This is a genomic window from Pauljensenia sp. UMB0895, assembly GCF_030218905.1.
GTDB lineage: Bacteria > Actinomycetota > Actinomycetes > Actinomycetales > Actinomycetaceae > Pauljensenia > Pauljensenia turicensis_A.
Genome location: NZ_JASOQR010000004.1, coordinates 115,891 through 139,032 on the forward strand (window position 1 = coordinate 115,891; position 23,142 = coordinate 139,032).

20 protein-coding genes are annotated in these 23,142 nt (G+C 55.2%); 13 read left to right on the top strand and 7 right to left on the bottom strand.

The genetic code is table 11. The features are described 5' to 3' along the window. Window positions 1-48: 48 nt before the first annotated feature. The 5 genes from gyrB to dnaA all read right to left on the bottom strand — a co-directional run bounded on the left by gyrB (window position 49) and on the right by dnaA (window position 7,468). Window positions 49-2,076: a DNA topoisomerase (ATP-hydrolyzing) subunit B gene (gyrB, locus tag QP503_RS03695; protein ID WP_006680598.1), complete on the bottom strand. Its 2,028-nt coding sequence runs from the start codon at window positions 2,074-2,076 to the stop codon at window positions 49-51. 249 nt (window positions 2,077-2,325) lie between these two features. Next, on the bottom strand, window positions 2,326-3,000 hold the full coding sequence (locus tag QP503_RS03700) for a DciA family protein (RefSeq protein WP_006680597.1): 675 nt from the start codon (window positions 2,998-3,000) through the stop codon (window positions 2,326-2,328). Next, window positions 2,997-4,184 (bottom strand): DNA replication/repair protein RecF, encoded by a 1,188-nt coding sequence (gene recF, locus QP503_RS03705; RefSeq protein ID WP_006680596.1) that lies wholly within the window; start codon window positions 4,182-4,184, stop codon window positions 2,997-2,999. The genes QP503_RS03700 and recF overlap by 4 nt, the downstream gene beginning before the upstream one ends. Before the next feature lie 5 nt (window positions 4,185-4,189). Next, window positions 4,190-5,326: a DNA polymerase III subunit beta gene (gene dnaN / locus QP503_RS03710; RefSeq protein WP_006680595.1), complete on the bottom strand. Its 1,137-nt coding sequence runs from the start codon at window positions 5,324-5,326 to the stop codon at window positions 4,190-4,192. Between the two features lie 576 nt (window positions 5,327-5,902). Beyond that, window positions 5,903-7,468 (bottom strand): chromosomal replication initiator protein DnaA, encoded by a 1,566-nt coding sequence (gene dnaA, locus QP503_RS03715; RefSeq protein ID WP_424133815.1) that lies wholly within the window; start codon window positions 7,466-7,468, stop codon window positions 5,903-5,905. A gap of 509 nt (window positions 7,469-7,977) precedes the next feature. Between dnaA and rpmH the strand changes: the two genes are divergently transcribed. The 9 genes from rpmH to QP503_RS03760 all read left to right on the top strand — a co-directional run bounded on the left by rpmH (window position 7,978) and on the right by QP503_RS03760 (window position 15,229). Next, on the top strand, window positions 7,978-8,118 hold the full coding sequence (gene rpmH, locus QP503_RS03720) for a 50S ribosomal protein L34 (protein ID WP_101628105.1): 141 nt from the start codon (window positions 7,978-7,980) through the stop codon (window positions 8,116-8,118). 31 nt (window positions 8,119-8,149) lie between these two features. Continuing rightward, window positions 8,150-8,482, top strand: a complete 333-nt coding sequence (gene rnpA, locus QP503_RS03725) for a ribonuclease P protein component (RefSeq protein ID WP_218840465.1) — start codon at window positions 8,150-8,152, stop codon at window positions 8,480-8,482. Next, window positions 8,479-8,892 (top strand): membrane protein insertion efficiency factor YidD, encoded by a 414-nt coding sequence (yidD, locus tag QP503_RS03730; protein WP_285069536.1) that lies wholly within the window; start codon window positions 8,479-8,481, stop codon window positions 8,890-8,892. Before rnpA ends, yidD begins: the two co-directional genes overlap by 4 nt. A 10-nt stretch (window positions 8,893-8,902) precedes the next feature. Further along, on the top strand, window positions 8,903-10,240 hold the full coding sequence (gene yidC, locus QP503_RS03735; RefSeq protein WP_006680590.1) for a membrane protein insertase YidC: 1,338 nt from the start codon (window positions 8,903-8,905) through the stop codon (window positions 10,238-10,240). A gap of 103 nt (window positions 10,241-10,343) precedes the next feature. Then, window positions 10,344-10,868 (top strand): Jag family protein, encoded by a 525-nt coding sequence (locus QP503_RS03740; RefSeq protein WP_103632873.1) that lies wholly within the window; start codon window positions 10,344-10,346, stop codon window positions 10,866-10,868. Beyond that, on the top strand, window positions 10,865-11,563 hold the full coding sequence (gene rsmG, locus QP503_RS03745; protein WP_006680588.1) for a 16S rRNA (guanine(527)-N(7))-methyltransferase RsmG: 699 nt from the start codon (window positions 10,865-10,867) through the stop codon (window positions 11,561-11,563). The genes QP503_RS03740 and rsmG overlap by 4 nt, the downstream gene beginning before the upstream one ends. A 180-nt stretch (window positions 11,564-11,743) precedes the next feature. Next, the gene (locus tag QP503_RS03750) at window positions 11,744-12,631 is read left to right on the top strand and encodes a ParA family protein (protein WP_006680587.1); all 888 of its coding nucleotides are present in this window, start codon (window positions 11,744-11,746) and stop codon (window positions 12,629-12,631) included. Between the two features lie 352 nt (window positions 12,632-12,983). Further along, complete coding sequence (locus QP503_RS03755) at window positions 12,984-14,351, top strand: ParB/RepB/Spo0J family partition protein (protein ID WP_103633009.1); 1,368 nt, start codon at window positions 12,984-12,986, stop codon at window positions 14,349-14,351. 248 nt (window positions 14,352-14,599) lie between these two features. Beyond that, window positions 14,600-15,229 carry an HAD family hydrolase gene (locus tag QP503_RS03760; protein WP_006680585.1) on the top strand — a complete coding sequence of 210 codons (630 nt, stop codon included), beginning with the start codon at window positions 14,600-14,602 and terminating at the stop codon, window positions 15,227-15,229. Window positions 15,230-15,407: 178 nt separating this feature from the next. Here QP503_RS03760 and QP503_RS03765 read toward each other — a convergent pair whose 3' ends face one another. Then, on the bottom strand, window positions 15,408-16,418 hold the full coding sequence (locus QP503_RS03765; protein ID WP_285101253.1) for a D-alanine--D-alanine ligase family protein: 1,011 nt from the start codon (window positions 16,416-16,418) through the stop codon (window positions 15,408-15,410). A gap of 72 nt (window positions 16,419-16,490) precedes the next feature. Then, a complete protein-coding gene (locus tag QP503_RS03770) occupies window positions 16,491-17,825 on the bottom strand; it encodes an aminotransferase-like domain-containing protein (RefSeq protein WP_285101255.1) in 1,335 nt (444 codons plus the stop codon). Between the two features lie 460 nt (window positions 17,826-18,285). Between QP503_RS03770 and rbsK the strand changes: the two genes are divergently transcribed. From rbsK to QP503_RS03790, 4 genes are all read left to right on the top strand, one after another. After that, window positions 18,286-19,239, top strand: a complete 954-nt coding sequence (gene rbsK / locus QP503_RS03775; RefSeq protein ID WP_006680582.1) for a ribokinase — start codon at window positions 18,286-18,288, stop codon at window positions 19,237-19,239. Window positions 19,240-19,460: 221 nt separating this feature from the next. Next, complete coding sequence (locus QP503_RS03780) at window positions 19,461-20,504, top strand: autoinducer 2 ABC transporter substrate-binding protein (RefSeq protein ID WP_179370082.1); 1,044 nt, start codon at window positions 19,461-19,463, stop codon at window positions 20,502-20,504. Window positions 20,505-20,617: 113 nt separating this feature from the next. Further along, entirely contained in the window at window positions 20,618-22,126 is a 1,509-nt protein-coding gene (locus QP503_RS03785; RefSeq protein WP_006680580.1) for a sugar ABC transporter ATP-binding protein, read from the top strand. Window positions 22,127-22,131: 5 nt separating this feature from the next. Beyond that, complete coding sequence (locus tag QP503_RS03790; RefSeq protein WP_006680579.1) at window positions 22,132-23,142, top strand: ABC transporter permease; 1,011 nt, start codon at window positions 22,132-22,134, stop codon at window positions 23,140-23,142.

Consider the following 23,142-nt stretch of genomic DNA (forward strand, 5'->3'; position numbering starts at 1 on the left):
TAAGTTTTATTGACGAGGCCGGCCTGCGGCCGGTGCGTGACTGTTAGATCAGATATCGAGGAAGCGCACGTCAGAGGCGTTGCGCTGGATGAAGGAACGACGAAGATCGACGTCGTCGCCCATGAGGATCGTGAAGATCTCATCGGCGTCGGCGGCCTCATCGAGGGTGACCTTCTTGAGGATACGGTGAGCCGGGTCCATGGTGGTTTCCCAGAGCTCGTGGTCGTTCATTTCGCCCAGACCCTTGTAACGCTGGATACCACCTTCCTTGGGCAGGCGGTGATTAGCTGCCTGACCCGCTGCGAGGAGCTTGTCACGTTCCTTATCTGAGTAAGCGAATTCGTGCTCGGCGTTCGTCCACTTGATGCGGTAGAGCGGAGGCATTGCGATATAGGTGTGGCCCTGTTCGATCAGCGGTCGCATGTAGCGGAACAGCAGAGTGAGAAGCAGGGTTGCGATGTGCTGACCGTCGACGTCGGCGTCGGCCATGATAACGATCTTGCCGTAGCGGAGCTTTTCAAGATCAAAGTCTTCACCGATACCGGTACCGAACGCTGTGATGAGTGAGCGGATCGTGTCAGAGGACAGCGCGCGATCGAGGCGAGCCTTTTCAACGTTCAAGATCTTGCCTCGGATCGGCAGGATCGCCTGGTGTTCGGGGTCGCGACCACCAACGGCGGAACCACCTGCGGAGTCGCCCTCGACGATGAAGATTTCGCACTCTTCAGCCTTGCGCGAGGAGCAGTCACGAAGCTTGCCCGGCATGGACGCTGATTCAAGGACACCCTTACGGCGGGTAGCTTCGCGAGCCTTGCGGGCTGCGACGCGTGCCTGCTGCGCCTGCTGACCCTTGTTAATGATCGCCTTCGCGTCTGCGGGGTGAGCATCGAACCAGTCGGTGAGCTGGGAATATACCTGCTGCTGAACGAAGGTACGTGCCTCGGTGTTGCCGAGCTTCGTCTTCGTCTGGCCTTCGAACTGCGGTTCGGTCAGCTTGATCGAAATGACGGCTGTCAGTCCTTCGCGGACGTCATCGCCGGTCAGATTGTCATCCTTCTCTTTGATGATTCCCTTATCGCGACCGTAGCGGTTCACAATGGTCGTCAGCGCCGTGCGGAAGCCTTCTTCGTGCATACCGCCTTCGGTCGTGTTAATCGTATTCGCGAAAGTGTGGACGCTGGACGAGTAGGCTGTGGTCCACTGCATCGCAATCTCGACACTCATCGTGCCTTCATCGTTTTCCGATTCGAAGTCGATGATGTCATTGTTGATCGTTTCGATCTTCTTCGCCGAATCCAGGTATTCGACGTAGTCACGTAGACCGTGTTCGTACATGTAGGTGACCTGACGGTGACCGGGAACCGGATCGTCTGCGGGACCCATTTCATCGCCGGTGATCTCGTCGCCCTCATCAACAGCGGTGGGGCGCTCATCGGTCAGCGAAATACGCAGACCCTTGTTCAAGAAGGCCATCTGCTGGAAGCGCTGACGCAGGGTCTCGAAGGAGAACTCGGTGGTTTCAAAGATATTTGGATCCGGGTAGAACGTCTGTGTTGTGCCCGTCTCGGTGGTTTCTTCGCCACGTTCAAGCTTCGTGATCGGCGTACCGCCGTTGGCAAAGGACATCCGCCATGCATACCCCTGACGACGGACAATCGTGTCGACGCGGGTCGACAGCGCGTTCACAACCGAAATACCGACGCCGTGAAGACCACCGGACACCGCGTATCCGCCACCGCCGAATTTGCCACCGGCGTGCAGGATGGTCATGACAACCTCAACCGTGGGCTTACCTTCGGTCGGGTGAATATCAACGGGAATACCTCGACCGTTATCTTCGACGCGAAGACCACCATCGGCAAGAATTGTTACTTCGATGTGATCCGCATATCCAGCTAGAGCTTCGTCAACAGAATTATCGACGACCTCGTAGACCAGGTGGTGCAGACCGCGCTCACCGGTTGAACCGATATACATACCTGGACGCTTACGAACCGCCTCAAGCCCCTCCAGAACGGTGATGTCTGAAGCACCGTAGCCTTCAGCCCCGCCTGTCGTCTTTTCGTTGTCAGCCACGCGGCTCCCCTCATACAAGCTGGGCCTGAAAAACCCAACGATTTAACGCATTAATTCTACCAAAAATGACCATAAAACCGGGGAAACTCACGCCGTGACAAAGGCAATGAAATATCTTCTGACCTGCGAATATAGGTATGTGACCAGTCACACCCTCACCGTGATAAGAAACAGACAACCATCGACGCGCACACCATAAAAAACACGTGTATTTTCCGGTCGCATCATCGTCACCTGATCCGGCCCCAATCAGCCGTATGTATCGCGCGGACCCCGGCCTCGTACCGACAGCGGACCTTTCTTCCACGAAGGCGCCACCGGCCCCAAAACCACAACCTGTTCCACCACGCCACTACCGACAACCTCGCTGATGCGACGCAGAATTCTGGGGAGCAATAACTGCAGCTGTTTCGCCCACGCCGTTGACGTACAGCGCACAACAATCTTCTTGCCTTCGAAGCTTTCAATGTGCGTGTGCTCGGCAATATTCGGACCAACAATCTCGGGCCAGCGATTCGACACCGACGCAATCTGGATCTGATTCGACCAGCTGTTATCCTTCACAAACGAACTCAGGATCGAATCAATACGCCCAGACCGATGATACGAGCGATGCATGGCCGCCATGCCCGGTGTCTTTACCCACACCTCTGGGCGATGGCGCTGAGCCTGAACAATGCCACTCAAGTCGCCGGCTTCAGCCATCTTGTCGCTGAAATCAGATTCGGCTGATAGATCTGCCTGACCACGAGACATATCCACCGCGCAATCTTCATTCGCGCCAACAAGTGCCCCCGGAGTCGGACCTTTCACTCCTTGCATGACGAACGTGGGCACGGGTGAACGCGTGAAACCTCGTGCGCGCGCATCCATCTGAGCACGCGCCAAGGCCGCTGCCAGGAAGTCTTCTTCGGGCTCGTTCATTCTTGGACTTCCGAGCCGTTGTCGACCGACCACGCCACTTTCACAACGTGTGCATCCAATTCGGGAGGAATATCGCCCTCAACAGCAGCGGTGATTAGCACCTGATCCGCTTTATCCATACGCGTGGTGAGTCCAGCTCGCCGTTTCGTATCAAGTTCGGCGAACACATCGTCGAGGATCAGAATCGGGGTTTCACCGTCATCAGCCAGAAGATCAAAAGCTCCAAGACGCAGAGCCAACCCCACCGACCAGGATTCGCCGTGGGACGCAAAGCCCTTCACAGGCATATGTCCAAGACACAATGACAGATCATCACGGTGAGCACCCACAAGGTTCACTCCCCGCTCCATCTCTTGATCCTGAATACGTTCTAAGGCGGCCAACAGACGCTGAGTCTGCGCCTCAACATTCTCCAAGTCGGCGCTTGTCGGATCGTCCGGATTCGTCCCGATTTTTCGGTCGATTGACGCATCCATCGCCAAAACCAAGTGGCGAGGAGAATCGGCAACATCGTCATATGCCGTTGCCACGGGATCAGACAATCGACGAACAAGAGATGCTCGCATTGCCGTGACCTGGCTGGACAATTCAGCGAACCGCTCATCCCACACAGACAGCGTTGAAATATCTGGGATGCGACCCCGTCGCAATGCCACCTGCGCCTGCTTCATCAACGCAGCCCGCTGGCGCGCCACTCTGTCAAAATCAGACTTCGTCTGCGAATACAGGGGGTGAATCTGAACCGCAATATCATCAAGAAATGCCCTGCGTACGCTGGGATCTCCACGAACAATCTGCAAGTCCTCGGGTGCAAAGACAACCGTACGAACGAGACCCAGAATGTCTTTCGGCTTCACGTTCGTGCGATTAATTCGCGCCCGATTTGCCTTGCCACGCACGATCTCAAGCTCAAGAACCTGGGAGCGATCGTCTTCCAAGGCTGTCTTCACGCGGACAAACGCTCCAGCCGGCGGGCGCTCCTCGACATCTAACGGAATACGAACCAGCGAGGACTCCGCAGACACCCTGTGCGAAGAAAATGTCGACAGGTAAGCGATAGCCTCAATGAGGTTTGTTTTCCCCTGACCGTTGGCGCCAAGAAAGACCGTGGGACCAGCCGGTAATTCAATGACGACGTGGCACCATGATCGAAAATCATCAAGCGCGACGTGCGAGACGCGCATGAAGATCAGGCACCGAAGCGAATCGGCATCAACAGGTAGCGGAACTGCGTCACTTCGCCTTCATCCACCTTCGACTGGCCGGTCATCACGGCGGGCTTGGTCGGGTGAGTGAAACCGAAACGAACAAAATCCGTGTCGAGAACGCCCAGGCCATCAAGCAGGAACTGCGGATTGAACGCGGTCGCAATATCTTCACCATTCAGGTGAGCTTCAATTGCTTCGGATGCCTGAGCGTTATCTCCCTGACCGGCTTCGAGAACCAGCTGACCATCCGAGAAAGACAGGCGAACCGAGGTCTTGCGCTCTGCAACCAGCGACATACGCTTCACAGCTTCAAGCAGTTCGTGGCGGTCGCACACTGCGGTGATCGGCGTAGATTCAGGGAACAGGCCGCGAACCGGCGGGTAATCGCCGTCCATCATGGTCGACGTGGTCCGACGGTTCGACGATGCGAAGCCAATCAATGAGGCTCCGCCCGCAACCATTTCATTAGACAGACCAATTTCGACCTTGGCACCCGACGTCATTGACTTCGAAACATCCTGAAGAATGCGAGCCTTCACGAGGGCAACCTGTTCGATCGAAGTATCGGCAGGCTCCCAATCAAGTTCACGCATTGCCAAACGATAACGATCAGTGGCAAGCAAGGTCATGTGTTCGCCGTCGATTTCCATTCGAACACCGGTCAGAATCGGCAGAGTGTCATCGCGCGATGCGGCAATAGAAACCTGGGAAATAGCCTGTGTCAGAACCTCGGAGTCAACGGTTCCCGCAAGCGGTGGCTGAAGTGGAAGCAACGGATATTCATCCAAAGGCATGACAGCAAGCGTGAAGTGCGAAGAACCACATCGCATATTCACCTTCTGACCATCAAGTTCAATGGTGACTGGCTTATTCGGCAACGATTTGGAAATGTCTGCCAGCAGGCGACCTGAAACCAGAACTTCGCCTTTTTCTTCCACATTGGCCGGAATACGCGAATTAGCGGAGACTTCGTAATCGAATGATGAAAGGGTCAGTTCCTCATTGTCTGCATGAATACGCACACCGGCAAGGATGGGGCTAGCTGGGCGAACAGGCAGGGCGCGAGCAGTCCAAGACACTGCCTCAGAAAGAACGTCTCTTGCGACGGTGAACTTCATGCCGGCCTCCAATTAAAAACTCGGTCAACGTACGTACGACACATGCCTCGCCATTCTACCTGTATGCACTACAACTATTCACCTAGAAAATATTTTGTTGTGAATAACTATCGTCTGACACTTTTTATCGTTGTTTGATTACCCATAATTCACCGCGTTCAACGCAATAGATTCCAATTGACTCGTTCAACGTGAATCCACAAGGTGGCACGCTCACATCTGTTCGGTTGATTTTTTCGCTACGCGTTTTTTAAAAGGAACCTTCATCATCAGTGTTGTGTACACAGTGGAGAACTATGTTTTTCGTTGGAATATAGCCACACTGATCGTGGATAGAGCTGAGTACGATCGTGTGAATGACACAGGAGCAGTTGTGGATGAAAAATGACTGGTTTTTGTCATTCACACGTAAGCCCACTCCATCATCAGCAAATGACACGTTTTCCACTGTGTCATTCACACCGAGGAAAGCTCTGATATGTGATGTGCAGTGACGGCAGGCAGGTATAGCTCCGCCCTTCGACATCCTTGAAGGGATACAGACTTCGAATAGGGTGACCGCGATAGGTCGAGTCGTCAGTTTCCGCCTCGCGCTACCTTCTTAATACGGTTCGTCAATTCAGTGACGTCGTTATAGACCTCGCGACGCTGTTTCATTTGTTCCAGGATCTTCTTATTTGCATGCATGACCGTCGAATGGTCACGGTCGAATGATTGACCGATCTTTGGCAAAGACAATTCGGTGAGCTCGCGACAGAGATACATAGCGATCTGACGTGCCTCGACAATCGCGCGACTGCGATCAGTTGAACACAGCTGGTCGATAGTGACGTTGAAATACTTTGCACACTGACCCATGATCAGCGGAATAGTAATTTCAGTGTCGTCGGGGTCAGAGATGTAGTCCTTCAAGGTCATCTCTGCCAACGCCAGGTCAATCTTCTCGTGGTAAAGGTTCGCATACGCGACTACGCGAAGGATGGCACCTTCGAGCTCACGAATATTCGACGAAATACGTTCAGCAATATACGTGAAGATTTCAGGGTCAATATCCAGATTTTCGTCTGCGGTCTTCTTCTGCAAGATCGCAATACGCGTTTCCAGATCTGGTGGCTGAACATCAACCAGCAGACCCGATCCGAAGCGTGACCTCAAACGTTCCTCAATGCCTTCGAGGTGCTTGGGCTGAACGTCCGAGGTAATGACGATCTGCTTATTGGCCTGATAGAGAGCATTAAACGTATGGAAGAAACCTTCCATCGTCTGCTCCTTCTTAGAAAGGAACTGAATGTCGTCGATTAATAGCAGGTCGAGTTCACGGTATCGACGGTGGAATTCTTCAACGGCCGAGTTATTGGGGTTGTTGACACGAATTGCATTGATGAATTCGTTGGTGAATTCCTCGGATGATACGTAGCGGACCTTCTGGTTTGGGTAGAGCGACAGCGTGTAGTGGCCGATTGCTTGCAGAAGGTGTGTTTTGCCCAGTCCGGATTCGCCGTAGATAAACAGCGGGTTGAAGTCAGTTCCCGGAGATTCCGAAACGGCGACAGCTGCCGCGTGAGCGAAGCGGTTCGACGGACCAATAACGAAGGTATCGAATGTGTGTTTTGGATTCAGCCTGGTTGACGAGGTATCGAGTGCGCGATCGGTTGATTGAGGCGCAACGTATGAGAATCGCTTGGGATCGTGCTCTTCAAACGAAGAATCTGGGAAGTCATTGATGGCTTCAACGCCGTCGAGCTGTCGAAGTCGTTCTTCTGCCGACGGGTACGAAAAGCTCTGTGCATAGGTGGGTGTATCGCCGGTCTGGTGGTGCCCCGCGCTGGGTACCTCATTGGTAGTTGGTTGATTATCTTCGGTTGACGAGGCCACCTCTACGTTCTTCGCCTGATGCTCTTTTTCGTCGGCGGTTTCTGGCAGTTCCATGTCCGGGTCAACGGTAATGGCGATCCTGGTGCGTTTTCCAAAGGTCTGGGACAGAGCATCCGTCACGCTTGACGATGAGCGTTCAATCCAGTTCTTCGTGAAGTCATTGGGAACGGACAGAAGAATTGTGCCTTCGATATTGCCCAAAGGACGTGTGGATTGAAGAAATCCCATGCCTGCGGGACCAAGACCTGTCTGAGCAAGTAACTCCAATGCTTGTGTCCAAGCAGCATTCAACGATGGAGTTTCCACAATCGATCCTTTAAATAGTGCGAAGTTGCGTGAGGTCTATCACCGAATTATGCCCCTCATTGAGCAGTGGTGACGTCGCTACTCTACTTGTCTTGTGAATAATTCACAGCCTGTGGATGAAGTTGTGGATAAGAATCTTTAAATCACATATTTGTAGTTACAAAAGTGTCAGCGCGTAGTTCCGCCAAAGAATCGACGTTCACGCTAACGAAAAGAAATTCATGTGATTTTCATTTGTGGAAAAGTTATCCCCAAGGTATTCCACAGTTGTGGATACGGGGACTTCGTCACAGACGGCGCTATCACATTGACTGATAAAACCTGAACTTCTAACCTGGATATCTGTCTGTGCCCACGCAAAAGGGCGCGCAAGAGGTTCCTGCGCACAACGAGTGCGGTGGAACCTGAACCAATACAACCGACAAGTTGAGTGCCAGCGGTGCTGGTGCTCGCCGCCAAGGAGAACAGCTGTGACCACCAAGCGGACTTTCCAGCCCAATAACCGCCGTCGTGCCAAGACGCACGGTTTCCGTCTGCGCATGAGCACCCGCGCCGGCCGCGCCATTCTGGCATCGCGTCGCCGCAAGGGTCGCGCAAAGCTGTCTGCCTGAGACTGCACTGGTGTTGCCTCGCGCACACCGGATGGTCGATCCAGGCGATTTCCGCTCAACCTTTCGACAGGGTAAACGGGCCGGAGATCGAGTCCTGATTGTCCACGCTCGAACCGACGAGGGTCAGTTGAACTCCCTCGTCGGTTTCGTCGTACCCAAAAAGGAAATCAAACTGGCCACGGGACGCAACCGTGTGAAACGACAGCTCCGGCACCTCATGCGCGATCGGCTCGACACTCTGCCCGACGGTTCACGCATCGTCGTTCGAGCAAGCTCCCAGGCCCTCGGCTGTACATCAGACGAGCTCGCTACACACTTAGACTCGGCTCTTCACCGCGCCTGGAAGAAGTGGGACGCTCGATGAGTGCGCGGCCTCGTGAACTAGTAAGGCGAATCTTCACCTACCCGATTCGTTTCTACCAGCGGTATATTTCGCTCAGAATCGCACCACGATGCCGATATACACCCACCTGCTCGGCATATGCGCTCCAAGCCATCGAAATCCACGGAGTTGTCAAAGGCATCATCCTTGGCACCTGGCGACTCCTTCGATGCAACCCTTGGAGCCACGGCGGAGTCGACTACGTCCCCGAAGTTGGACGCTGGAAACCAGAGCCATGGGTACCACCAGAAGATTGGGCCGGTAACGCAACCGACATCGTGCGACCCGCCCCCATGGGTATGAGCGACGAATACGCTTCGTTCACCACCCCCCAGAATTTCCCGGCATCCGCCGGACGACCGAAGGACGCTTTCAGCGTCCGCACTTCTTGAAGGAGCGCGCATGTTTGACAAGATCCTTCACCCCTTCGCCATAGCGGTGGCGTGGGTATGGGTGAAGATCCACGATTTCCTTGAGCTGATCGGATTCTCATCCGGTTCGGGTGCAGCCTGGGTGATTTCAATCGTCCTGCTGACCCTGATCGTTCGTATCCTGATCGTGCCGCTGTTCCTCAAGCAGATTAAGAGCTCGCGCGCCATGCAGGCTGTCCAGCCTGAAATGCAGCGCATCCAAGCCAAGTACAAGGGCAAGACCGACCAGCTGTCACGTCAGAAGCAGGCCGAAGAAACCCAGGCTCTCTACAAGAAGTACAAGGTCAGCCCCTTTGCTTCCTGTCTGCCACTGCTGGTCCAGATGCCGATCCTGTTCGCCATGTACCGCGCCATCTACGCGGTCAAGGACCTAGCAGCCGGCACCTACAAGTACGCCAACATCGAAACCGACCACCTCGGTCCGATCACCCAGGCAGTCGCATCCGACATCAACGGATCGACCGTTTTCGGTGTCCCGCTGTCGCACACCATTACTTCCGGTGATGGCACTGTTGCCGTCGCCGTCTTCGTCATCGCGATCATCGTGATGGTTGGCCTGCAGTTCTACTCCATGCGCATGTCCATGGTTCGCAACATGCCGCCGGCAATGGATCCGAACAACCCGATGGTTCAGTCGCAGAAGTCCATGCTCTACGTCATGCCACTGATGTTCGTGTTCTCTGGCGCCTTCTTCCAAATGGGCGTTCTGGTCTACATGCTGACCGGTTCCTTCTGGGCACTCGGTCAGTCCTTCTGGACGATCAAGGTCATGCCGACCCCCGGCTCACCGGCCTACAAGGAGCTCGTCGCACACCGCGAAGCACGCTACGCCGAATGGGCAAAGCCCTTCTTCGCTTCCTACGACGAAGCACGCTCTGCCCTGCCCGCAACAGCTGACAACGCCGAGGTTATCGCTCTGAATGAGAAGACCTTCGCTGAAGCAGCTTCGAAGGCCAAGGCTCAGAAGGTCGCCACCGACTTCCCCGAAACCATGAGCGCCGGCGAAAAGGTCTCTGTCCTGCGCAACCTGTCCATGCAGGAATGGACCACGCTCCCCGACGAAATGTGGATGCGTAGTGTCAAGGATGCAGCCTCTAAGGCCAATGAACGTCGCGCCCAGCAGGAAAAGCGCGAGCAGGCTAAGAAGATGTCCCGCGAACAGCGCAAGGCACAGTCTGAACGCAATCGTGCTCGCGAAGAGCGCAAAGCCGCTGTCTCCGACACTTCCGGCCTGTCAGCCGATGAGCTCGAGCGCCGTCGTCAAGAGCGTCGCAAGGCCCGCCGCCAGTCCAATAAGAAGAAGCGCTAAGGGATACGAGGCCCGGCCCGTTTACAGATACCCAGTTTTGTCCGGGTGGCCGACCTCGTGAATAGCGCATCGCACCCAAGCTGAAAAATTAAGGGAGAACCACATGAGTGAGAAGACCAAGTCTACGATTGAGCGCCTCGAAGAAGAGGGCGAACTCGCAGCCGACTACCTGGAAGAGCTGCTGGATATCGCTGACCTTGATGGCGACATTGAGATCGACGTTGAGAATGATCGCGCAAGCGTCGAGATCATCTCCGAAGAGTCCGCTACACTCGAACGCCTGGTTGGTGAAGACGGCGAGGTCCTCGACGCACTTCAGGAACTGACCCGTCTGGCAGTTCAGACCGAAACCGGTGAACGTTCGCGCCTGATGCTCGACATTGCTGGCTTCCGCGCCGACCGCAAGGCCGAACTGCAGGATATCGCGATGGAAGCAATCGCACGTCTGCGCGCCACCGGCGTCGCTCAGAAGCTTGACCCGATGAACCCCTTCGAGCGCAAGGTCTGCCACGACGTTGTCGCCACCGAGGGCCTGCGTTCCGAGTCCGAGGGTTCCGAACCCCACCGTTGTGTTGTCATCCTTCCCGCCGATGAATCCGACCAGATTGAAGAGAGCGACGCCGAGTGAGCGAACTCGACATTTCAGCTGATCAGGGCGAGTTTCATGACCCGCTGAAGCGCAAGGTTGGCGATCCATTTATCCCGGAACAGCCCACCGATGAGGTACGCGAATTCTTCGGACCGGCTTTTTCTGACGTCGAAGAATACGTCCACATGCTCGAAGAAGAAGGCGAAATTCGAGGACTTGTCGGTCCGCGTGAGATGCCTCGACTCTGGTCGCGCCACGCTGTCAATGCAGCAGCTGTTCTCGACTTCCTTCCCCGCTCGGGGCAGATTCTCGACATCGGTTCGGGCGCGGGACTTCCCGGTATCATCATCGCGATCTGCCGTCCTGAATTGGATGTCCACCTTGCTGAACCCATGCAACGTCGTTGCGAGTGGTTGAGCGATGTCATTGACCACCTAGCATTGGACAATGTCACTCTGCACCAGGTGCGTGCCGAAGAACTGCGTGGCAAAGGCCAGGCTGACGTGATCACCGCACGCGCGGTCGCCAATATGTCGAAACTGATCCGCATGACAACGAAGCTCATTGCTCCGGGTGGATCACTGGTCGCTTTGAAGGGGCGCCGTGCACCCATCGAAATTGATGAGGCAGCCAAGGAATTGAAGAGCCATCATCTGCGCGCTCAAATCCACGAGGTTCCTTCCATCATGGAAGAAGAATCTACATACGTGGTTGTCTGCAAGCGTCAGAAGTAGGCTCTGGGTGTGGCACCGTCGTTAACGCTGTGAGGCTTTGGCTCTCGACACGTGGGCTGTGGCGCCTAGCGTCTGTCGTTCAATTTACCTATGGTCGCCCGTAGACTTTCATAGGGTGTTCGCCTAGAACTCGTTCTAGGGCACGCATCCGTTGATAGCAGTTTCAAGAGAGGATCTCAGATGAGTTCAGGTAAGCGGAGTGATACTCCCCTGCTTTCTCAGATCGAACAGAATATGCACGATCGTAAGATCCTGGATGCTGCTACCTTCGGTCGCCCCTCGAAGACTCGCGTCATCGCTGTCGCTAATCAAAAGGGTGGCGTTGGAAAGACAACATCTGCCGTTAACATTGCTGCCAGTCTTGCATTGGGTGGCCTGTCGGTTGTCGTCATCGATGCCGATGCTCAGGGCAATGCATCAAGTGCGCTCGGCATTGAACACCCCGCAGGAACACCGTCTACGTACGACGTTCTGATTGGTGGCACTCCCCTGGCCGAGGTCCTTCAGCCGTGCCCTGATATTGAAGGGCTTTTAGTGTGCCCGGCGACGATTGATTTGTCAGGTGCAGAGATCGAACTGGTTGATTTACCGTCCCGCGAATTTCGCCTAGCCGACGCGGTTAAGCATTTCCTTGCAACGTCGCGCGATGTTGATGTCGTCTTGATCGACTGTCCCCCGTCGCTCGGTCTTGTCACCCTGAATGTCATGGTTGCCGCCCACGAGGTCATGATTCCGATTCAGACCGAGTATTACGCTCTTGAAGGACTCTCACAACTCTGGACCACCATCGACCGCATTGCCTCTGACCTGAATCCGAAGCTCCACGTTTCCACGATGCTTCTGACAATGATGGATAAGCGAACGCGACTCAGCGAAGAGGTTGAAGCTGAGGTTCGTACCCACTTCCCCGCTTTGACGTTGCAGACGGTTATCCCCCGCTCCGTTCGTATTTCCGAGGCTCCTTCATACGGTCAGACCGTCGTTACCTACGACCCGCGTAACACCGGTGCACTTGCGTATCGCAAGGCCGCTTTGGAGCTCAGTTTGCGTCTTGCTCAGCAGAGCTAACCGGGGGTTTTTGGGGTAGTTTTTTGTTTACCTGCCCCATTTCGACGTGGTCAAATAGCCTTTGACCTGCGATAATAATAGTTGTTCTATGTGTGCCGGATGTTGGCCTTAGAGGTTGTTTCACGCGAAACAATCACGTTGCAATGTGCATCGTTGTGCACTTCTGGATGCCTCTGCTTCCAATGTTTCACGTGAAACATTGACGATGATTACCTGTTCTCTGCGTGTACGAAGAACGCTATTCATAGCTAACAAATACTCACTGAAGCTTTCCACAACCCCGTGCTGCGAGATATGCGCATCGATGTTTCACGTGAAACAATGAAACATAAACTCGTCACGGAGGTTAATGATGGCAGATAAGAAGTCGACCACAGGTGGCCGTCACTCAGCATTGGGTAAGGGGCTCGGTGCTTTGATTCCAAATCAGATTGATACTCAATCGACCGAGTCGTCATCCCCCAGTGTTCCATCAAATCCTCTCGATGTGTTCTTCCCCGCCCGTCCGGCTGGTCAAGCTCCTTCAGCGTCACGTAAACGCGGAGGTTCAGCAGCGTCTCTTCTGAATCCGAAGACAACAAAGTCCGCTTCAAAGACGACGAAAAAAGCGTCTTCACGGATTAAAAAGGTTGAGGCGTCCACGTCTGTTTCGCCAGCAGAAAGCCTTGAGGAAAACGTAAAAACGCGTTCGAGTGCCACGAAAGCGCGTTCAACTCAGTCGAAATCGGAGCCGCGTAGACTGTCCCCCATTGCCGATGCTTTCGATAAACACAGTGCTCAGGAATCGAATCAGCAGCTGGATCAGCATGATTTGTCGTCTGATGAAGCGAATGTTTCACGTGAAACATTGGATAACCTCGTTCCGGTTCCAGGTGCAACATTCGCCGAAATTCCGCACGATCTAATCGTTCCGAATACCAGGCAACCTCGTGAAGTTTTCGATGAAGATGATCTTGCCGAACTTCGCGACTCGATTCGTGAGGTCGGTGTTCTTCAGCCGATCGTTGTGCGTCCGATTAACTTTGACGCTCCGATGACTGAGCGAATGCAGGAGTTTCTTGCAGAGAAGCCGAATGCTCGTTTCGAACTCATCATGGGTGAAAGGCGTCTTCGTGCGTCCGAGCTAGCTGGTCTTGAGGCAGTTCCGGCAATTATTCGCCAGACGGAAGACTCCGATCTTCTGCGCGATGCGCTCTTGGAAAACCTTCATCGTGCGCAGTTGAACCCGCTGGAAGAAGCATCTGCATACCAGCAGCTGATGGCCGACTTCGGCACAACTCAGGAAGAGCTTTCGAAGAGAATCGCACGGTCTCGCCCGCAAATTGCGAACACAATGCGACTGTTGAAACTACCCCCATCGGTTCAAAGCAAGGTTGCCGCGCAGACTATTTCTGCTGGTCATGCGCGTGCATTGCTCGCATTGAATAGCCCTGAAGAGATGGAATCTCTTGCTCAACGTATTATTGCTGAGGGCCTTTCGGTGCGCACAACTGAAGAATTGATTCGCTTGGGACGGGTAAAAGCTCAGACGGGTCCTACACGCAGGCGCGAAAAGATTGTGTCTGCTCTTGGGCAGGCGGTGATTAGCTCTTTGTCAGATGTCTATGAGACTCGGGTAACGATCACGGAAGGCGCTCGTAAAGGCAAGATCGTGATTGAGTTTGCTGGAGAAGAAGATCTCCAACGTATCGCGGACCTGATCGCGGAACAGAAGCGGTAACGTTTCTGGCGTTGTCCTGCTTGGAATACGCTCTCTTCGGGTCGTCGTTGCCTGGATCGGTAGTGCACACCATTCCGTAAAGTATGCATAATCGCCTCCTCTCAAACCCTGTAATGAGCCGTGCTTTCGGTTCAATTGCGCGGTTTCTGACGGGTGTTCACTATGTGGCGTGTCTTTCGACACGAAAGTGGTTAATCGGAAGTCAATCGGAAACAATAGAGACACCATCACGAGCACTAGGGGGTCGCATGTCGCAACAGCAGACACCACATGTCGCCCTATTTGACGTTGGTGGAGTACTGGTTGAATCTCATCCCGAGCCTCAGCGTGTGGCCGAGATCCTCGGACAGACCGACGATGCTTTCGTTTCCCTTGTTGACCAAGCAATGTGGGCACACCGTGCCAGCTATGACGAGGGGTGTTCGGATCGTGAATTCTGGGATCGCGTAGCAGGCGACTGCGGTGCACCACGGATCACCGATGATCAGATTGCTCAGTTGGTTGCGTACGATTCGATTCGAATGCACGACGCCGTCGAACCGGCCGTTCAGATTATTCGTGAACTGGAAGAAAACGGCATCGTCCTAGGCATTCTTTCAAACGCGCCTTTCGCTATTGCTGAAGAAATCCGCGTCACTGCATGGGCACAGCACTTTGATGACTTCGTATTCTCTTGCGAGGTTGGTTCCGCGAAGCCTCATCGCTCGATCTACCGTGAAGCTATCGAACGTTTTGACGTGGACGCTGAAGATGCTGTTTTCATCGACGACCGCAAGAAGAACGTTCGTGCCGCGGAGCTTCTGGGAATGAAGGGCCTGCTCTGGGAAAATGCATCCCAGGCGCGTGCGGATCTTCATGCTCTGGGGATGCTGAAGTAATCTTCAATTTGTTGCGAAATTCCAATGCTTAGCGTCGGTTGAATCGAACTTTTCCCAATTCTTCACGAGCATTTCTGTTGATGAGCACGTCATTGTTTCACGTGAAACATCATCACATACTCCAGTGACCGGACCGCACATTGCGATGCGCAATCCGGCCACTGTTTTAAGTGAAACCCTATTCGGTCTGGCCGGCCTCGTCGTCATAGGAAGCGGAAGGGTCGACCTTGTCTTCGATGATCCGAACATGACGGCCAGTGGCAACGAACTCAACGATGCGCGTGCACAGTTCAGCGAAGGAACCGTCAGCGTTGGCGGCCTGGGGGAGTAGCGACGTATCCGTCATACCCGGCGTGACATTAGCATCGATGAACCAGCAGGTGCCTTCATCATCGACAACGAAGTCGATACGTGACAGGTCGCGTAGACCGAGGATCGTGTGTGCCTCGACGGCTGCTTGGCGTAGAACATCGAGCTGTTCCTCGGTGAAGCGGGCGGGCACAAAGTACTCGGTTTCGTCCGTTGTGTAACGCGCTGCGTAGTCGTAGCGACCACCATCGGTCGAAATCTCAACCGGAGGGAGAGCCACCGGACCGTTTTCCAGATCGACAACGGAAACTGCGATGTCACGGCCCTTGATGAGTTCCTCGACCATGATGTGCTCACCGTAGGCGAAGGCATCGACCATCGCGCTACGGAGTTCGCCAGGGTCATGAACTGCGGAGAGGCCAAGAGCAGAACCGCCGTCGGTCGGCTTGATGATGACGGGGAACTGAGTCTGTGACTCGATAGCATCGAGAACCTGGGAGGTGCCGATTTGGCGGAAGAGGATCTGGGGAAGTGAAACCCAGCCGGGTGTTACCAAGCCAGCCGAACCGAGCAAGGACTTAGCTGTCGGCTTATTCGACGCGAGCATCGCCTGCACGGATGAGGAGCCGACGAAGGGGATGCCGATTGCCTCGAGCAAAGTCTGTAAAGAACCGTCTTCGCCGATGGAGCCGTGGACGACGGGCCAGATGACGTCGGGTGCGAACTCGTCAATGACGCTGGTCAGCTGGTGATCAACGTCGGCAACGTGCACGGTATAGCCGGCCTGGGTAAGGATGTTTGCGACTCGGCGTCCAGAGCGAACCGAGACGTCGCGCTCATGTGTGAGGCCGCCAGCAATGATGAGGACCTTTAATGCCACGGGATTACTCCTTAGTAATAGTGGTATGCCGATGTGTGGATGCGCGACGATGCGCCGAAGTATTTATGCAGGTCAGAGTGTGTTTGGTGCGGGTGCTACACCTGGGCCAACGTCATCGATGTTCCGACGGTGGAAGCCGGCACCGAACATGTCGACCAGTTCCTTCTCTGCGTTCACGACGGTGGCAAGTCGCCTGACGCCCTCGCGAATACGCTCGGGAGTCGGGTAGCAGAAGGAGAGGCGCATGTGGTCGGCGCCTTCGCCGTTGTAGTAGAACGCGGTGCCGGACACGTAGGCAACCTGGGCGCGAACTGCGCGAGGGAGCATGGACTTAGCGTCGAGGCCCTCGGGGAGTGTGACCCATGTGTAGAAGCCGCCGTCGGGATGGGTCCACTCGCAGTCTGGCATGAATTCCTCGAGGGCGTCCATCATGGCCTGGCAACGTTCGGCGTACATGGCGCGGAACGTCTTGACCTGTGAATACCAGTCGTAGCTGGACAGGTAGTCGGCGATAGCCATCTGGCCGATCATCGAGGGGGAGAGGATCGCGGATTCGGATGCGAGAACCAGCTTGTCGCGGATGGCGTGTGGTGCGTAGGCCCAGCCGATGCGGAAGCCCGGGGCGAACATCTTCGAGAAGGAGCCGAGGTAGACGACGCCTTCGGGGGAGAAGCTCTTCAGTGCCGGCATGGGGTCGGAGTGGAAGCCGAGCAGACCGTAGGGGTTGTCTTCCATGATGAGGACGCCTTCGCGCATGCAGATCTCGGTGATTTGCGGGCGACGTTCCAGCGACAGGGTGACACCCATCGGGTTGTGGAAGTTCGGGATGGTGTAGAGCATCTTGATGGTGCGACCTGATGCGCGGACCTCGCGGATGACGCGTTCTAGTTCGGTCGGGATGATGCCCTTGTCGTCCATGGGGACGTGCGCGATATCGGCCTGACGGGCACGGAACACGCCAAGTGCACCAACGTACGATGGTGCTTCACACAGAATGACGTCGCCCGGATCGATGAAGAGTTCAGTCATCAGGTCGAGAGCCTGTTGCGACCCGGTGGTGATGACAACGTCGTCGGGATCAGCGCCGACGATTCCGTCGTAGCTCATGACTTCGGTGATGCGCTCGCGCAGAACTTCCCAGCCTTGACCCGAGCCGTACTGCATGGCCTGGGCACCGTGCGCTGAGATCAGGCGCTTCGCTGATTCAGCGAGCTGGTCGAGGGGGAGGTCCTTCAGGTTCGGCATGCCACCGGCAAGGGAGACAACTTCGGGTCGTGAGACGACGGAGAACAGTGCGCGAATCTCGGAAGCTCGCAGGTTGTGAGCTCGCTCTGCGTAGGCGTTAAACCACGGGTCGAGTCGGTTTCCCTGCTGATTGCTGTCCGGATTCTGCGCTTGCGTGCTCACTGGACCTTCCTTCTCTTGGTTTGGTTGCTCATCGCGTGGATGCGGTGAGCCAGCGTTGTATGGTCGTGACCGAGGCAACACTGGTTCTTAGTCTGCCACTATTGAGTGCCCATAGTGAATAGGGCGGGCGGTTATGGACAAACGGGGGAGTGAAGCGTCGCTTAGAAGCTAAGCGCCACGAGTACCAAGGGTAATCATCAAGGATGAGGGGTACGAGGCCGCGTCCACCAATGAGGCGCACAGCTTCAGCAGGCGCGGGCAGCCTCGTTCTTCTTTTCTGCTGAAGGTGAGCACGACGAAGCGGATTTCATAACGAAATGATTCCGACGAAGAACAACACGACAAGTGGATGACAGAACGCAAACGTTTGCGCTAGGATCATTTCATCCAGCGTTAAACGTGGGCATCGTCGCCCATAAATACGCTCTTAACCCCTCAACCTCTTTACCAAGGTGGTTCCATGAGCATCGCAGTCATCGGTTCGAACAACACTGATCTGATCACGTACATCACCCGCATGCCCGTCGAAGGCGAAACCATCGAAGCCCTCGACTTCGAGATCGGGTTCGGCGGAAAAGGATCAAACCAAGCAATCGCAGCCGCAAAACTCGGCACCAAAGTCACGATGGTGACCTGCGTTGGTGACGATGCGTTCGGTGAGACCTACCTGCAGAACTACCGAAACAACGACATCGACACCTCGTTTGTGAAGCAGGTTCACGGAACATCCGGCGTTGCCCCGATCTTCGTTGACCAGGAATCACATAACTCCATCATCATCGTCAAGGGTGCGAACAAAGGTCTGACCCCGGAGGACCTTGAAGAGGCCGCCGACGCGATCAGTGAATGCTCACTGATTGTTCTTCAGCTGGAAATCGCGTTCGAAACCGTGAAGGCTGCAATCGCTCTGGGTAACCGTCTTGGTATTCCGGTTCTTCTTAACCCCGCGCCCGCAACGAAGGAACTCGACTTGGCGCTCGCGGCGAAGTGCCAGTACGTCATGCCCAACGAGACAGAGCTCGAGCTACTGACCGGACTGCCGACGTCCACCGACGATGAGGTTCGTGTTGCAGCGCAAGTCCTTTTGGATGCCGGATGCACAAACGTCATCGTCACGCTCGGGTCTCGAGGAGTCTGGTGGCTCTCCGCTGACGGGGGAGACGTTCGCTTGGAGCAATTCCCGGCGAAGGCGATTGACACAACCGGCGCGGGCGATGCCTTCATTGGGTGTTTCTCGCACTGTTTGTCTGAGGGGCTCAACGAAGCCGAAGCTCTGGAACTGGCAAACGCATACGCGGCACTGTCGGTGACGGGTCGCGGTACTCAGAAATCCTACCGTGATGCGCAAGAGTTCTCTGCCTGGCTTTCCGAGGTCGGATCTAACCTAGCAACATCGCGGGTATTTGGGCTTTGATAACGATTGCACAACATCATGCGAAGAAGGTTGCTTCGTGTGTGCTGTGCAATATACCATCGAGCATGTTCGTACGAACGATCAGATGGATAGCTGTCTATTTGGTCGATCATTCGCGCATGACATACCGCTAATGATGGCGGTGTGATGCAACGAAATGATCCACGCACCTCGTGTGCAACGATCCTCATCAATGTGGATGTGAATCTCAAGGAGTCAACATGAAGTCTCGTATTGTAGCCGCTAGTGCAATCGTTCTCACTTCAGCACTTGCACTTGCAGCGTGCTCCGGTGGTGCGGGTGATACTGCAGCCTCCGGCGCAGCAAGCGGATCGGGTGACGGCGACTACACGATCGCCATCGTTCCTAAGGACGCCACCAACCCGTGGTTCGTCCGTATGGAGACCGGCGTTCAGAAGTACGCAGCCGACACAGGCATGAACGTGTTCCAGAAGGGCCCATCGGAAACTGACGCCACCATGCAGGCGCAGGTCATCCAGGACCTCATTGCGCAGGGCGTTGACGCAATCGGCGTCGTTCCGGTTGATCCGGGCGCAATTGAGCCCGCCCTCAAGGAAGCAAGGGATGCAGGCATCGTTGTTGTGACACACGAAGGTGCGTCGCAGGAAAACACGATGTATGACATCGAAGCCTTCAACAACGCCAAGTACGGCGCATTCATCATGGACAACCTTGCGCAAGCCATGGGCGAAGAAGGCACCTACACCACGATGGTCGGCCACGTGACGAACGCTTCCCACAACGAATGGGCTGACGGTGCAGTTGCACGTCAGAAGGAGGCCTACCCGAACATGACCCTGCTCGAGGCAGAACCTCGTGTTGAGTCTCAAGACAACGGCGAAACCGCCTACCAGGTCGCCAAGGAAGTTCTCAAGAAGTACCCCGAGATTAAGGGCATCCTGGGCACCTCCTCGTTCGACGCTCCCGGCGTTGCACGTGCAATTGACGAACTTGGCCTGAAGGACAAGGTCTTCACCGCAGGTACCGGCATGCCGGCAGCCAACAAGGAAATCCTCGATAAGGGCCTCGTTGCAGCACTGACCCTGTGGGATCCGGCAGATGCTGGCTACGCAATGGCAGCACTCGCCACCAAGATCCTGAACGGTGAAAAGATCACTGACGGTGTCAACCTAGGCGTCAAGGGCTATGAAGAGATGCACTTCTCCGAGGGTTCCGACAAGGTTCTGGAAGGCAACGGCTGGATCCAGATCACCAAGGACAACGTCGATAGCTTCGGCTTCTGATAGCTCCTCGGCATCGGTGCTGAGCTTCTTTGCTCAGCACCGATGCTGTTGAAGCACTGAAATCGCGATCGCGTATCTCTATGCGCTAAATGCGGGCTGGAAGGAATCGATTTATGACAACGCCGCTTATTTCAGTGAAGAACATCAACAAGTCTTTTGCTGGTGTGCACGCTCTTCACGACATCAATCTTGACATCGCTCCCGGTGAAATCCACTGTCTTGCCGGCGAGAATGGCTGCGGAAAATCAACGCTTATTAAAGTGATTTCTGGTGTCCACGAGCCCGACTCGGGAACCATCGAAATTAACGGAAAATCTTGGACCAAGATGACGCCGCTCGAAGCGATCGACGCGGGCGTCCAGGTTATCTATCAGGACTTCTCCGTCTTCCCGAACCTGTCGGTTATGGAAAACCTTGCTATGACGACGGAGGTCGCAGCCGGACGAAAGCTCGTTAATTGGAAGCGATTGAGGAAGATCGCTGAAGAAGCAGTTGCCAAGATCGGTTTCAATGTCGACCTTGATGCGCGCGTCGGCGACCTTTCGGTTGCTGACAAGCAGCTGGTCGCGATCTGCCGTGCACTCATGTCAGACGCCAAGCTCATCATCATGGACGAGCCCACAACGGCACTGACGAAGAACGAGGTCAACGCCCTCTTCAAGATCATCTCCGATCTGAAAGCACGCGGTATTGCGATCCTCTTCGTTTCGCACAAGCTCGAAGAAGTTTTCGAAATCTCCGAACGTTTCACGATCCTGCGCTCCGGCGAAAAGGTCATCACCTGCGACTCATCCGAACTTGACCGTCACAAGTTCGCTAAGTACATGACGGGCAAGGAATTCGACGAAACTCGCTTCGAAGCATCAACCTTGACCGAAAACCCCGTCCTTGAGGTCAAGGATCTGGGCTCAGAAGGGGCTTTCGAAGGCGTGAACTTCTCGCTCCATGGTGGCGAAATCCTGGGTATTACGGGTCTGCTCGGCTCTGGCCGTACCGAACTCGCTCTTGCGCTGTTCGGAGCCCTGCCCACGAATGCCGGATCGATCGCCATCAACGGCAAGACCGTCACCCTGAAGTCCATCCAAGACGCGATTGATGCCGGTATCGCACTGGTCCCCGAAGACCGACTGACAGAAGGTCTCTTCCTGTCACGCTCCATCGGCGAAAACATTGTCATCTCAGAAATGGACGAATTCGCTGGCGCACTCGGTGTTCTCGATAAGAAGCGCATCGCCGAAGAAGAGAAGCGTTGGGTCAAAGACCTCGAGGTCGCGACCCCCGATCCTGACAACGCGGTCTCCACTCTCTCCGGTGGTAATCAGCAGAAGGTCGTTCTTGCCAAGTGGCTTGCAACGAAACCGGATGTCCTGATCCTCAACGGTCCGACGGTCGGCGTTGATATCGGTTCCAAGTACACGATTCACTCCATCCTTCAGCGCCTCGCACGCGAAGGTATGGCCATCGTCATCATCTCTGACGACATCGCGGAAGTTCTGACGAACTGCTCGAAGGTCCTCATCATGCGTGCTGGCCGAATCCGTGAATCGATCGACCCCGCCCAGACATCCGAAGCCGAACTCGGCGAACTGATGTCGCGTGACGTTGCTACTCAAGGAGCGTGATGAACATGACGTCTCTTAAAACAAAGATCCTGCGAGCCAACGAATTCTGGGTTTTCCTGGTTATCGTTGCCCTCGCACTCGTCATCCAGGCACGAAGCGGTCAGTTCTTCACGGCAAACAACCTTGTTGACCTGGCAAACGCAATGGTCGTCCCCGGACTCTTCGCCGTCGCCGCCCACCTTGTTCTGGTTTCTGGTGGCATCGACGTGTCCTTCCCGGCCCTCGCATCGCTTGCCGTTTACGCAACTACGCGTTTCCTTGTCGATCAGGGATTCAACGGACCGGTCATCGTCCCCTTCCTGATGGCAATGCTCCTTGGTGCACTGCTTGGTGCCTTCAACGGTATCTTCACCTCGTGGCTGACCGTTCCCACGCTGATCATCACGCTCGGCACCTCGAACGTCTTCTCCGGTGTCATGCAGGGCGCACTGAACTCGGTGCAGATCCCGAACATTCCCGAATCCATGAAGACCTTCGGCGCTAGCTCACTGTTTACGGTGACGAACACGCAATCCGGACTCCAGTCCGCGATGCCGACCAGCTTCCTCATCTTCGTGGTTGTCCTGGCCATTGCCTACTTCATCACCCGATACACGATGTTCGGTCGTGGCATCTTCGCCATCGGTGGCGATGAATCCGCAGCAGAACGAGCAGGCTTCAAGGTCCGTCGCACCAAGTTCTGGCTCTACGTCATCGTTGGTGTCATCGCCGCACTCGCGGGCATGGTTCGTACGACCTCCATGGGTCAGATGCACCCGACCAACCTGCTTGGTATGGAAATGATGGTCATCGCGGCCGTCGTCCTTGGTGGAACCGCCATTACCGGTGGTACCGGCTCCCTGACCGGTGTCGTGCTTGGCACCCTGCTGATCGTCATCGTTCAGAACTCCATGATTCTGACCGGTATTCCCACCTTCTGGCAGGGCTTCGCGCTCGGCCTGCTGATCATCGTTGGTACCGGCGTTTCAGCAATCCAGGTTGCTCGTAGCCGCAAGCAACGAGCCTCGATTCTGTGA